At 47.1% G+C, this 12978-nt stretch carries 14 protein-coding genes; 8 read left to right on the top strand and 6 right to left on the bottom strand.

The window, feature by feature from the left end; all coding sequences use genetic code 11:
* Positions 1-135: 135 nt before the first annotated feature.
* From H6A28_RS03570 to H6A28_RS03555, 4 genes are all read left to right on the top strand, one after another.
* Positions 136-1410 carry a replication-associated recombination protein A gene (locus H6A28_RS03570; RefSeq protein ID WP_204475829.1) on the top strand — a complete coding sequence of 425 codons (1275 nt, stop codon included), beginning with the start codon at positions 136-138 and terminating at the stop codon, positions 1408-1410.
* A 26-nt stretch (positions 1411-1436) separates the two neighbouring features.
* Positions 1437-2396: a D-2-hydroxyacid dehydrogenase gene (locus H6A28_RS03565; protein WP_204475830.1), complete on the top strand. Its 960-nt coding sequence runs from the start codon at positions 1437-1439 to the stop codon at positions 2394-2396.
* Positions 2397-2408: 12 nt separating this feature from the next.
* Positions 2409-2876 carry a C-GCAxxG-C-C family protein gene (locus tag H6A28_RS03560; protein ID WP_204475831.1) on the top strand — a complete coding sequence of 156 codons (468 nt, stop codon included), beginning with the start codon at positions 2409-2411 and terminating at the stop codon, positions 2874-2876.
* 133 nt (positions 2877-3009) lie between these two features.
* Positions 3010-3213: a winged helix-turn-helix domain-containing protein gene (locus H6A28_RS03555; protein ID WP_022352777.1), complete on the top strand. Its 204-nt coding sequence runs from the start codon at positions 3010-3012 to the stop codon at positions 3211-3213.
* A 58-nt stretch (positions 3214-3271) separates the two neighbouring features.
* On the opposite strand, the gene H6A28_RS03550 is transcribed toward H6A28_RS03555, so the two are convergent.
* The gene (locus H6A28_RS03550; RefSeq protein ID WP_204475832.1) at positions 3272-4198 is read right to left on the bottom strand and encodes a cation diffusion facilitator family transporter; all 927 of its coding nucleotides are present in this window, start codon (positions 4196-4198) and stop codon (positions 3272-3274) included.
* Between the two features lie 171 nt (positions 4199-4369).
* Here H6A28_RS03550 and H6A28_RS03545 point away from each other — a divergent pair, with 171 nt between their 5' ends.
* Complete coding sequence (locus tag H6A28_RS03545) at positions 4370-4576, top strand: hypothetical protein (RefSeq protein WP_204475833.1); 207 nt, start codon at positions 4370-4372, stop codon at positions 4574-4576.
* A gap of 156 nt (positions 4577-4732) precedes the next feature.
* Entirely contained in the window at positions 4733-5197 is a 465-nt protein-coding gene (locus tag H6A28_RS03540; protein WP_204475834.1) for a MaoC family dehydratase, read from the top strand.
* Between the two features lie 119 nt (positions 5198-5316).
* Here H6A28_RS03540 and H6A28_RS03535 read toward each other — a convergent pair whose 3' ends face one another.
* From H6A28_RS03535 to H6A28_RS03515, 5 genes are read right to left on the bottom strand one after another with little or no spacing between them, the layout of a single operon-like run.
* On the bottom strand, positions 5317-5874 hold the full coding sequence (locus H6A28_RS03535) for a phosphatase PAP2 family protein (RefSeq protein ID WP_204478871.1): 558 nt from the start codon (positions 5872-5874) through the stop codon (positions 5317-5319).
* Complete coding sequence (locus tag H6A28_RS03530; protein WP_204475836.1) at positions 5874-6248, bottom strand: diacylglycerol kinase family protein; 375 nt, start codon at positions 6246-6248, stop codon at positions 5874-5876. Before H6A28_RS03530 ends, H6A28_RS03535 begins: the two co-directional genes overlap by 1 nt.
* Positions 6249-6258: 10 nt before the next feature.
* Complete coding sequence (locus H6A28_RS03525) at positions 6259-7017, bottom strand: exodeoxyribonuclease III (protein WP_204478869.1); 759 nt, start codon at positions 7015-7017, stop codon at positions 6259-6261.
* A 5-nt stretch (positions 7018-7022) separates the two neighbouring features.
* On the bottom strand, positions 7023-7730 hold the full coding sequence (locus H6A28_RS03520) for a porin family protein (protein WP_204475838.1): 708 nt from the start codon (positions 7728-7730) through the stop codon (positions 7023-7025).
* Position 7731: 1 nt separating this feature from the next.
* On the bottom strand, positions 7732-9525 hold the full coding sequence (locus tag H6A28_RS03515) for a LysM peptidoglycan-binding domain-containing protein (protein ID WP_204475839.1): 1794 nt from the start codon (positions 9523-9525) through the stop codon (positions 7732-7734).
* Positions 9526-9636: 111 nt separating this feature from the next.
* Between H6A28_RS03515 and uvrA the strand changes: the two genes are divergently transcribed.
* Together uvrA and ybaK are read left to right on the top strand one after the other, a co-directional pair.
* The gene (gene uvrA / locus H6A28_RS03510) at positions 9637-12486 is read left to right on the top strand and encodes an excinuclease ABC subunit UvrA (protein ID WP_204478868.1); all 2850 of its coding nucleotides are present in this window, start codon (positions 9637-9639) and stop codon (positions 12484-12486) included.
* Positions 12473-12955, top strand: coding sequence for a Cys-tRNA(Pro) deacylase (gene ybaK, locus H6A28_RS03505; RefSeq protein WP_204475841.1), 483 nt, complete (start codon positions 12473-12475; stop codon positions 12953-12955). The genes uvrA and ybaK overlap by 14 nt, the downstream gene beginning before the upstream one ends.
* Positions 12956-12978 lie beyond the last annotated feature (23 nt).

Below are 12978 nucleotides of genomic sequence, written 5' to 3'. Positions count from 1 at the left end.
TTAAAAGAAAGTTTGACTATCTTTACGAGCGCTTAGGATGCGCCTCGGTATCGTCAAAATTAGAAAACTACGTTTTCTTTTTGCCTCTGCGCTCAGCTTTCACTATCTTTGAAACGGTATTTAAATTGATAGTGTATGTCACAACCATTGGCTGAAAGGATGCGTCCGAAGACGCTGGATGAATATATTGGTCAGAAACACCTGGTAGGCGAAGGAGCCGTGTTGCGAAGAATGATTGAATCGGGACGGATTTCTTCGTTTATTTTGTGGGGACCTCCGGGAGTGGGAAAAACGACGCTGGCGCAGATTATCGCCAACCGGCTGGAAGTACCTTTTTATACACTGAGTGCGGTCACTTCGGGAGTGAAGGAGGTGCGTGAGGTGATTGAAAAGGCCAAGGCCAACCACTTCTTCTCGCAGCAGAGTCCTATTTTGTTTATTGACGAAATCCACCGGTTCAGCAAATCGCAGCAGGATTCACTGTTGGGAGCCGTAGAAACGGGGACGGTGACCTTGATAGGAGCCACCACTGAAAATCCTTCGTTCGAGGTAATCCGGCCGTTGCTGTCGCGTTGCCAGCTCTATGTGCTGAAACCGTTGGAAAAGGACGATTTGCTGGAACTGGTACACCATGCTTTGGAAAAAGATGCGGTGTTGAAGGAACGGAAGGTGGAACTGAAGGAAACGGATGCCATGCTCCGTTATTCGGGAGGAGATGCCCGTAAACTGTTGAACATCCTGGAACTGGTGATTGAATCGGACGCAGAGGATCCGGTGGTCATTACAGACGAGAAAGTGGTGGCCAACCTGCAACAGAATCCGCTGGCATATGATAAGGAAGGTGAAATGCATTATGACATTATATCCGCCTTTATCAAATCTATCCGAGGCAGTGATCCGGATGGTGCTTTGTACTGGCTGGCCCGGATGGTGGAAGGAGGCGAAGATCCTGCCTTCATAGCCCGACGGCTGGTGATTTCGGCTTCGGAAGATATCGGTCTGGCTAATCCCAACGCACTGCTGCTGGCCAATGCGGCTTTCGACGCGGTGATGAAAATCGGTTGGCCCGAGGGGCGGATTCCTCTGGCGGAGGCGACGGTGTATCTGGCTACCAGTCCGAAGAGCAATTCGGCATATGAAGGTATCAATTCGGCATTGCAACTGGTGCGTGATACTGGTAATCTGCCGGTTCCGCTGCATTTGCGCAATGCTCCTACCAAGCTGATGAAACAGCTGGGATACGGAAAAGATTACAAATATGCGCATGCATATAAAGGGAACTTCGTGAAACAGGATTTTCTGCCGGAAGAAATCCGGACACAGCGCCTGTGGCATGCCCAGGAAAATCCGTCGGAGCAGAAAATGAAGGACCGTATGGTTGGACTGTGGGGTGAACGTTTTAAAGAATAACATATAATAATTAAGGAGAATAAAAAATGAAGATTGTCGTATTAGACGGATATACATTGAACCCGGGAGATTTGTCTTGGGAGGATTTGAAAGCGTTGGGTGAACTGACTGTATATGAACGGACAGCCCCCAAAGAAGTGTTGAAACGTGCGGCTGGGGCAGAGGTGTTGTTTACCAATAAGGTCGTATTGGATGCCGCTACAATTGAAAAACTGCCCGACTTGAAATATATCGGCGTATTGGCTACAGGCTATAATATTGTGGACATCGAAGCAGCTTCCCGTCGGGGAATAGTAGTGACCAATATTCCGGCGTATAGCACGAAATCCGTGGCACAGATGGCTTTTGCCCATATTTTGAACATCGTACAGCGTACGGGACATTATGCCGAGGAAGTACGGAACGGAAAGTGGAACGGACAGGCTGATTTCTGTTTTTGGGACACGCCGTTGCACGAACTCGATGGAAAGAAAATGGGAATCATCGGTTTTGGACACACTGGAAGTGCTACGGCCCGTATTGCGGTCAGTTTCGGACTGGAGGTATATGCCTATACCAGCAAGTCGGCGATGGAACTTCCTTCGGATGTGCATAAATGCCCTTCACTGGACGAACTGTTCCGTAAATGTGATATCGTGAGCCTGCATTGCCCGTTGGCGGAAAATACCCGTGAGCTGGTGGATGCCCGCAAGTTAGGATTGATGAAGCCGACTGCCATTCTGATCAATACAGGCCGCGGCGGGTTAGTCAACGAGCAGGATTTAGCTGATGCCTTGAACGGTGGCAAGATTGCGGCAGCTGGTTTGGATGTGCTTTCTTCCGAACCGCCCCGTGCTGATAATCCGTTGCTGAAGGCACGTAATTGTTACATCACCCCTCATCAGGCCTGGGCTACGAGTGAGGCGCGTGTGCGTTTGATGAACCTGGCAGTCAACAACCTGAAAGCTTTCATGGAAGGTCGTCCGGTCAATGTGGTATCTAAATAAAAGAAATGAAGTATGACAAAAGAAGAACGTATAGCAAAGGCGGTCAGCCTGTTTAAAGAAGGATATAACTGTTCACAGTCGGTAGTCGGTGCCTATGCCGATTTGTATGGATTTACATTTGACCAGGCAATGCACATGGCCGCTTCCTTTGGAGGGGGTATCGGTCGTATGCGTGAAACCTGTGGGGCAGCGTGCGGTATGTTTATGTTGGCAGGTCTGGAGCGATGTGCTAAGGACGGAGCCGACCGGGAAGGGAAAGCGGCCAATTACAAATTGGTACAGGAACTGGCCGGAAAGTTTAAGGAAGAATGTGGGTCGCTTCGTTGTGCGGATTTGTTGGGACTTTCCAAGAAAGAACCGATTGTTTCTACTCCCGAAGCCCGTACTCCGCAGTATTATGCCAAGCGTCCATGTGCTCACATGGTGGAAACGGCAGCGAAAATTTGGGGCGATTTCTTGGAAAATGAAGGAAAATTGTAATAAGAAGTCGTTTTCTCAATATTAAAATGAAAGTTTCTTGTTTTTCTTTATACAATTATTTTGTTTTTTGTTAAATTTGCTGGCAAATAGGAAACGTCAATGTTAGATGTTTAATTATAAAAGCAAAAAGATTATGTTAAAAGAAAAAGCGGGTGTCATTGCCGGACAAATCTGGGAGGCACTGAATGAAACAGAAGGCAAAACTCAGAAACAACTGAAAAAAGCTGCTAAATTGAAGGCTGACAAGGATTTGTTTCTTGGACTGGGTTGGTTGCTGAGAGAAGATAAAATTGAAACCAGTGAAGTGGACGGGGAATTATTTGTAAAGTTGAAATAATTCTTTCAAAGAAATAAAAATGCGCCGAGAGGAAATATCCTGTTCGGCGCATTTTTGTTTATTGGATTTCTTGTTTGTAACATCCTTCGGCGGTGTCACAGCAAGGCGAGTCGGATGTTTCAAATTCAATGGTAGAATGGGAGATTCCATAAGTGGCAAGCAGATGCTTCAGTTGGTGTTTGGTCGTTTCCATGTCAGACAGGTTGCGGAGGACTACATGAAGGGTTGCTGCGTTTTCAGTAGTGCTGACAGCCCAAACATGCAGATGATGCCAGCTTTCTATGCCGGGAGTCTGGCTGAGGGCTGTTTCCAGCTTTTCCAGTTGAATCTGTTCCGGAACGGCATCCAGACTTAAATAAAGACTTTCTTTCAGCAGTTTCCAGGTAGAAACCAATATGATAAGGGCGATGGCCATGCCGATAAAGGCATCGATGATGTAACATTGTGTGAAACTGATGAGGATACCCGACAGGACGACGCCTACAGAAACTAAGGTGTCCATGGCCATGTGCAGGAAGGCTCCCTTGATATTCAGGTCGTTCTTTTGTCCTTTCATCAGCAGAAGGGCGGTAGCCCCATTGATGACGATTCCTACTCCCGCTGTCCAGGAAATTGCTTCACCGGAGATGGGAGCTGCATTTTTCAGTTTGTAGATACTTTCAATCAGAATGCCGCCTACGGCAATCAGCAGGATCACGGCATTGGCCAGTGAGACGAGTACGGTACTTTTTTTGTATCCGTAGGTGAAATGGCTGTTTCCCTTTCGGGTAGCCATGCGGATGGCAAAGAGAGAAAGCAGCAGGCTGAAGACGTCACTCAGGTTGTGTCCGGCATCGGAAAGCAGTCCCAGTGAATGATAGGCAAATCCGATGCCTGCTTCTACGATGACAAACAGCAGGTTCAGCAGGATACAGACAATCAGTGTGGTGCTCACGGATTCTATGACGTGATGATGTTCGTGGGCGTGTGAATGAACATGTGACATAAGTTTTTTGTTTTTTTGTTATCGGCTGCGAAGTTAAGGGCTTTTGTCCGATGTTGTACACGGTAGATGATAATAACAACTTGGTTGCAGGATGAGTGTATTGTAAGTCATACCTCAAATGGTTTGATTGGAAATCCTTATCTTTGCAACAAACTAATGGAAAGAAAAGATATGAAAAAAATGGTATGTCCGCAGTGTAAGATTGCGGCGATGTATGTAAAAAATGAGGCAGGAGAGCGCAGACTGGTGTATGTGACTTCGGAAGGAGAAGTGGTGCCTAAAAAGGAAGACGAATCACTGGAAGGCTTTAATCTGGAAGAAGTATTCTGTCTGGGATGTTCGTGGCACGGTTCCCCCAAGCGTTTGGTAAGGTATTGATGCCAGGCTGTGTTCTGCCTTTTGGGGGATAAATCAGAGAAATAGTCTATTTATCGTGAGTTATAGTATAGTTTATTTTGGTAAGAAAGCAGATGAAATAAGAAAATATACTTATCTTTGCCTATATTTTATGCAATTTAAAGAACAAAGATAAGTATGGGAAAAGTAATTATTAACTCTTACGAAGAGTTTGAAAAGTTGGTAGGTCAGCAGATTGGAGTATCCGACTGGCTGGAAATTCCACAGGAGCGCATTAATCAGTTTGCGGATGCCACATTGGACCATCAGTGGATTCACGTAGACACTGAGCGTGCTAAAGTGGAGAGCCCTTATAAGAGTACCATTGTACATGGTTATCTGACGTTGTCATTGCTTCCTCATTTGTGGAATCAGATCATTGAGGTGAATAACCTGAAGATGATGGTCAACTATGGAATGGACAAAATGAAGTTCGGACAGGCTGTATTGGCCGGTCAGAGTGTACGCCTGGTGGCTAATCTGTATTCTTTGGTTAATCTGCGCGGAGTGGCAAAGGCAGAAATCAAATTCTCAATTGAAATCAAGGACCAGAAGAAGAAGGCTCTGGAAGGTATTGCTACTTTCTTGTACTATTTCAATTAATCGATTGACATCAGAAAGAACAAACATAGAAAAGGCTGTCTCAAATAAATTTGAGATGGCCTTTATGCATTATATAAGCAAAGTATTTTCTTCTGGATTTTTCAGAAGATGGAATATTTTTAGAATTTCAGTGAGGCATGCAGTCCGCAGTAGCCATCGCCTGCTACCGGGCTGAGGGTCAGATCATGCTTTTGCGCAAACGGTCGGGTAAAGATGTAGGAGCTTCCTGCACCGATAACTGCCCCTGCAGCCACATCCCACCAGTCGTGCTTTTTTCCGTACACGCGACTCCATCCCACGTAGGTAGATACTACGTAGGCCGGTAATCCCCATTTCCATCCGTAGCGTCGCTGAATGAAGGAAGCAGCGGCAAAAGAAACAGATGTATGCATGGAAGGGAACGAATGGTTGTCACTGTGGTCGGGACGTTCCTTTTTGACCGCATACTTCAGTGCGTAAGTTACTCCCAAGGTCGTGATTCCGGCCAAGGCTCCTTGTTTCAGACCTTGCCAGTCCTTTTGAAGGAGGATGGCTGTCAGGCCGGCTACAGGAAGCAATACGGCACCGACGTCGCCGGATGTACGGACTGCCTTTCGCGGTCCGCTGACTTCCAGTTCTTGCGCCGGAAGGGATACCGCGAGGCAGAGAGCAGTCAGGAATAGTATAAGCTGTTTCATCACAAAGCGAGAATTTTAGGTACGAAGATAATGAGTCCGACAATGGCCGCCCCGATGGCCAGAATCAAAACGGCTCCGGCTGCCAGGTCTTTGGTGCGTTTGATGGCTTCGTTGTAGTCGGGAGAAACCAGGTCGGCCAGAGCTTCAATGGAAGAGTTGACCGCTTCTGCCGCCAGTACCATGGCGATGGCAAAAACCACGGCAATCCATTCGGTTGTCGAGAGTCCCAGCCAGCATCCGGCTATCGTGACGCAAACGGCAGCGAAGCAATGAATCCACGCATTGTGTTCGTGGGCAATGAGCAGACGGATGCCATTGCCGGCAAACTTGAAGCTTCGCAACCGCTTTCGCAAAGTAAATCCTTCGTTCTTCATTTCTATGTATTTAAATATCGAGCGTTACTTCCACCGGACAATGGTCTGAACCATAGATTTCAGTATGTATCTTTGCCCCTTTCAGCTTGTCGGAAAGGCTGGCTGAGGCCAGGAAATAGTCGATACGCCACCCTGCATTCTTTTCACGCGCCTTGAAGCGGTAAGACCACCACGAATAGATGTTTGTCTGTTCGGGGTAGAAGAAGCGGAAGGTGTCGATGAATCCGGCATCCAGCAGCTGTTGGAATTTCTCTCGTTCCTGGTCCGTGAAACCTGCATTCATCCGGTTGGTTTTGGGGTTCTTCAAGTCGATTTCTTTATGAGCCACATTCAGGTCACCGCACACCAGTACTGGCTTGGTCTGGTCAAGTTTCTTCAGGTAGGCCCGGAAATCGTCGTCCCAGGTCATGCGGTAGTCCAGACGTTTCAGGCCGTCCTGCGAATTGGGGGTATAAACCGTCACCAGGAAGAATTTCTCCATTTCCAGGGTGATGACACGCCCTTCATGGTCGTGGTCTTCCATACCAAGTCCATAAGTCACTTGCAGGGGCTGGTGACGGGTAAAAATAGCCGTGCCTGAATATCCTTTTTTTTCGGCATAGTTCCAGTAGGAGGTATAGCCTTCAAAAGAGAGGTCAAGTTGTCCTTCCTGCATTTTTGTTTCCTGCAGGCAGAAAAAATCGGCATCAAGCTGGTTGAATACTTCACGGAAACCTTTGTCGCAGCAGGCACGTAGCCCATTCACGTTCCAAGATATCAGTTTGATCATACGGATTATTTTTTCAAGTCAAATAAATAGGTAAGTCGTCCGCCGATATACGAGTGGGCGGAGCGGGAGAAATAATCTTTTTTACTGTTGTTATAAAAATCGCTCAGTCCGAAGTAGTAGCGGGCTTCGAGCAGGAAATGGCCGATACCGGTACGTATTTCCACACCTCCGCCGCCTACAATACCATAATCGAATTTCTTGTCGGCAAATTTTCCGTATTGTGCATCGGTTCCTTGCGGACGGTTGGAGGTATCCCAAGTGGATGGGTCACTGTAGAATTCTTTTTCTCCTATCAGAAAACCGACTTGCGGACCTAAGTTCAAGATGAACCGAGCTCCGTTTCCTTGGTCTTTTCCAAAGGCAAGATGAGCTAACAGCGGCACTTCCACGTAATTCATGGCTCGGTGGTAGGTGTTGTTGCTTCCGTCTTCGATGACTTCTTTCCAGCCTCGTTGTGAGTAGTTCACTTCAACCTGTATGCCGCAAATCATTTTGAAATATTTTTCGGAGATATAGCGGGCGGTAAGGCCGAACTCCGGAGCGATGAAGTTGGTCTGCTTGATATTGGGAGTAAAGCTGACAGAATTCAGGTTGACTCCTCCGTTGATTCCGATAGCCAGATTATGCCGTTCGTCTTGTAATTGGGCATGGACAAATTGTGGAATCAGGCAGAGCAGGCAGCTGATAAATAGGATTTGCCGGTATGTTCTCATCTTATTCAAAATCAAGTTTAATCAGTTCGTAGTCTTTGGTGAGGTGTACAAAAAAGACTTTCTGGTTAATGAATCCTCCCCAGTTGTTGACTCTCTCAAATTTAAAGCCGGTCTGGATAGGAGTGACATTTACCCGGTTCAGGTTTTCTTCCAGTTTATTTCCTTGTTGTGACAAGCCTTTCAGGAAGAAATATCCCGTATCAAATCCTAACATACCATATTTGGGGAAAGTGTTGGCCATGTCTTTGCTATACCAGCGGCGGAAACTCTGTGTGAAACGTACGGCTTCCGGGAAAAGATTGTTGGTATAGAAAGAAGAATAGAAATAGGTATCCAGTTCATAGAAGCTGGCCAGATGTTCCTGTGTATAGGTCTGCCATTCGGGATAACCGAACAAATGCATGTTGAAATGCGGATGCGACCGCAATACGTTGCTGAGCTGTGGAAGTATCTTTGTGAGGGCACTGCTGCGGCCTGATGTCGGGATGAAAATATTTTCCCGAAGCGTATCCATCGCTGCAATCACTTTGCCGGGAACCATATCCGCCCCCAATTGTATTTGTTTGAATTTAATGTGGTTGTCTTTCAGTTCATCTTTCAGTCCGTTGATAAATCCCTGTTTCTCTTTGTCGCCATTGGCTACATCGACAAAAATGACATTCGTTTGTTTGAATTTGCGCAGAAAATGGTCGTAAACTTCAGAATAAAAATAAGACTGAGGCGTATTGATTTGATAAATCATCGGATTGTTGAACACTTGGTCCACTTTCGGGGCAAAGGGAACCACCAGCCGTATCTTGTTGCGTTTGGCAAACTCCGCCAAAGCGCCGACTTGAGACGTGTGGGCAGGTCCGAAAATGATGTCCATGTTCTTCATTTCCGGTTTGTTCAGGATATTGGAAAGCGTATTTGAACTACCTTCCGTATTGTAGGTATACAGGTTTACCGATACCCCTTGCCGTTTCAGGCTGTCCACAGCAATCAGAAAACCTTCGTAATATTCCACCATACGGCTTTGTTCATCGTTGTTGGTGGAGGTAAACGGGAGCAAAACAGCTGCTTGAATCGATTTGAAATTCTTTTGGGCTATTTTGCTTTGATTGAAAAGTTCCTCATTGGAAGGAGTCGGGGTGGTTGCCGGAGTCTCAGACTTGTGCGACTGACTATTTTTAGGATAAGGAATAAAAAGGAACATGCCTTTTCGCAGTTTCCCGTCTTTCAGTTCCGGGTTCAATGCTAAAAGGTCTTCCTGTGTGATGTTGTATTCCTGACAGATGCTGAAGATGGTCTCTTTGCGTTCCACCTTATGCATTTCTTTCCAGTCTTTCTGCGAAGTGGCCGGAGTGGCAGTCGGTTGAGTCTCTTTCGGTTTGGAAACAGGTGATTCAGGGCTTCCTGTAGGAATGGAAATCACTTGACCAATACGGAAATTGCTGGCACTCAGTCCGGGATTGGCATCGCAAATGGCTTGCGCGCTGACATTGTATTTCACGGTCAGCTGGTACAGCGTTTCGCCAGCCTGTATGGTGTGAAACCTTCCGTTCTCGGCAGAGGAAGCATTGCTTGTTTGGGGTATTTTCAAGGCTTCTCCCGCCCGGATTTGTTTGTCACTGCCCGGGTTCAGGCGGACAATATCATCCACGGTGACATGGTACATGTTGGCAATGGAGTAAAGGCTCTGACCTTTACTTACAGTATGTAGAAAATAATTGTTTCCGTTTTGTGCATGAAGAAGTTTTCCGGCATTTCCCAATGTCAAAGCCAGTGAAAGACAAACTATCTGAAAGAATCTCATGGTCATTTATCTAATTTGTTGAGGGACAAAAGTACAAAAAAAATTGCATTGTAGGATGAAAATGGAAAAGTAAATATCTCTATCTTTGCAAAGATATCATTGAAGGACAATATGACTGAAGGAACTGAAACTATTTGTGTACAAGGAGCCCGGGTGCACAACCTGAAAAATATAGATGTGGAAATACCCCGTGACAGCCTGACGGTGATTACCGGATTGAGCGGAAGTGGGAAGTCTTCCTTAGCTTTCGATACACTGTTCGTGGAGGGGCAGCGGCGTTACATTGAGACCTTTTCAGCGTATGCCCGTAATTTCTTAGGAGGAATGGAACGTCCGGATGTGGACAAGATTACGGGACTGAGTCCGGTGATTTCCATCGAGCAGAAAACCACCAACAAGAATCCTCGTTCTACGGTAGGAACGACCACCGAAATATATGATTACCTGCGTCTGTTGTTTGCGCGGGCAGGTACGGCTTATTCGTATCTGTCGGGTGAGAAAATGGTGAAATACACCGAAGAGCAGATTTTGGATTTGATACACCGGGACTATAAGGGCAAACGTATCTTTATCTTAGCTCCTTTGGTGCGGACACGTAAAGGACATTACAAAGAACTGTTCGAGCAGGTGCGCAAGAAAGGGTATCTGTATGTCCGGGTGGACGGGGAAATCAAGGAGATTGTACACGGCATGAAGCTGGACCGCTATAAGAACCACGACATTGAGGTGGTGATTGACAAAATGGTGGTGGCCGACAAAGAAGACAGCCGGCTGAAGCAGAGCGTGTCGACGGCCATGCAACAGGGAGATGGCCTTCTGATGATTCTGGATGCGCAGACGGAGAGTGTACGCCATTACAGCAAGCGTTTGATGTGTCCGGTGACGGGACTTTCCTACAAGGAACCTGCTCCGCATAATTTCTCTTTCAACTCACCGCAAGGAGCTTGTCCGCGTTGCAAAGGATTGGGTTATGTCAATCTGATTGATGAAGACAAGGTGATTCCCGATCGTTCGTTGTCCGTGTATGAAGGAGCGGTGGCCCCTTTGGGAAAATACAAGAACGTGATGATATTCTGGCAGTTGGAAGCTTTGCTGGAACGTTATGAAGCGACCCTGAAGACGCCGGTGAGCGAATTGCCGCAGGATGCCATCAATGAAATTCTGTATGGGTGTGACGAGCGGCTGAAAATCAAGAGTTCGCTGATTCATACCACTTCCGATTATTTTGTGGTGTATGAAGGCATCGTGAAGTATATCCAGATGATGCAGGAAAAGGAAGCTTCGGCTACCGCACAGAAATGGGCGGAACAGTTTGCCAAGACAGATGTGTGTCCGGAATGTAAAGGGGCACGTCTGAACAAGGAAGCCTTGCATTTCCGTATTCATGACAAGAATATTTATGAACTGGCCACCATGGACATCAGTGAGCTGTATGACTGGGTGTGCCATGTAGAGGATTTCCTGGAAGAAAAGCAACGGCTGATTGCCACGGAAATTCTGAAAGAAATACGTACCCGCCTGAAGTTTTTGCTGGATGTGGGTTTGGACTATTTGTCTTTGAACCGTTCGTCCGTGACCTTGTCGGGAGGAGAAAGCCAGCGTATCCGTCTGGCTACTCAGATTGGGTCCCAGCTGGTGAATGTGCTGTACATCCTGGACGAACCCAGTATCGGACTGCATCAGCGCGACAATATCCGGTTGATCAATTCTTTGAAAGAGTTGCGTGACTTGGGTAATACCGTGATTGTGGTGGAGCATGACAAGGATATGATGCTGGCAGCCGATTACATCGTAGACATGGGTCCGAAAGCCGGTCGGTTGGGAGGAGAGGTCGTCTTTTCCGGTACCCCGGCGGAAATGTTGAAAACCAATACCCTGACTTCGCAATACCTGAACGGGAAGATGTGTATCGAGGTGCCTGCAGAACGGCGGAAAGGCAACGGACATTCTTTGATTCTGCGGGGAGCCCGGGGCAACAACCTGAAAGGCGATGATGTGGAGTTTCCGTTGGGCAAGCTGATTTGCGTGACGGGCGTTTCTGGTAGTGGAAAGTCTACGTTGGTCAACGATACGTTGCAGCCGATTCTCTCCCAGCATTTCTACCGTTCGTTGCAAGACCCCTTGCCGTATGACAGTGTGGAAGGGTTGGAGTACATTGATAAGGTAGTGAATGTAGACCAGTCTCCGCTGGGCCGTACGCCTCGTTCCAATCCGGCGACGTATACGGGCGTGTTTTCCGATATCCGTAACTTGTTTGTTGGTCTTCCGGAAGCAAAAATCCGAGGTTATAAGGCCGGACGTTTCTCGTTCAATGTGTCGGGCGGACGCTGTGAGGCTTGTGGTGGAAACGGGTACAAGACCATCGAAATGAATTTCCTGCCGGATGTGCTGGTACCGTGTGAGGTGTGTCATGGCAAGCGTTACAATCGTGAAACATTGGAAGTGCGTTACAAGGGAAAATCCATCGCCGATGTGCTGGATATGACCATCAACCGTGCGGTGGAATTCTTTGAGAATGTACCGCAGATTCTGAATAAAATCAAGGTGCTGCAGGAAGTAGGACTTGGCTATATCAAGTTGGGACAGCCTTCCACCACTTTGTCGGGAGGCGAAAGCCAGCGCGTGAAACTGGCTACGGAGTTGTCGAAGAGAGATACGGGTAAGACCGTATATATTCTGGACGAGCCGACCACCGGATTGCACTTTGAGGATATCCGGGTATTGATGAACGTATTGAACCGTTTGGTAGACAAGGGAAACACCGTCATCGTGATAGAACACAACCTGGATGTCATCAAGATGGCAGATTATATTATTGATATGGGGCCCGAAGGCGGAAAAGGAGGAGGCCAGTTGCTGGTCTGCGGAACTCCGGAAGAAGTGGCTGCTTCGGGAAAAGGATATACATCAGGATTTTTAAAAGAAGAACTGAAAGGAGCGATAAAAAATGGCAAAAGATAAGATTGCAAAAACCAATGCAGCCCGCCTGCTGGATCGGGATAAGGTGAAATACGAACTGGTTCCCTATGAGGTGGATGAAAACGACTTGAGTTGCGTACATGTGGCTGCCACATTGGGAGAGAATATTGAACAAGTATTCAAGACGTTGGTCCTGCATGGAGACAAGTCGGGTTATTTTGTCTGCGTGGTTCCGGGAGAACACGAGATTGACCTGAAGCTGGCGGCCAAGGTTTCTGGTAACAAGAAGTGTGACTTGATTCCGGTAAAAGAGTTGCTTCCGTTGACCGGATACATTCGGGGAGGATGTTCTCCCATCGGGATGAAGAAACATTTTCCGACGTATATCCACCACACTTGCACGGACTTTCCTTATATTTATGTCAGTGCAGGTGTGAGAGGGCTGCAGGTGAAGCTGGCTCCGGCAGATTTGATTAAAGTGAGTCAGGCCGAGGTGTGTACATTGTTTTAAGAAGATAGAATAATAGCATTCGT

It is taken from the genome of Bacteroides mediterraneensis (genome assembly GCF_016900355.1).
GTDB lineage: Bacteria > Bacteroidota > Bacteroidia > Bacteroidales > Bacteroidaceae > Phocaeicola.
The sequence above is the reverse complement of the archived record's forward strand: the minus strand, read 5'-3'. Positions and strand labels throughout refer to the sequence as shown.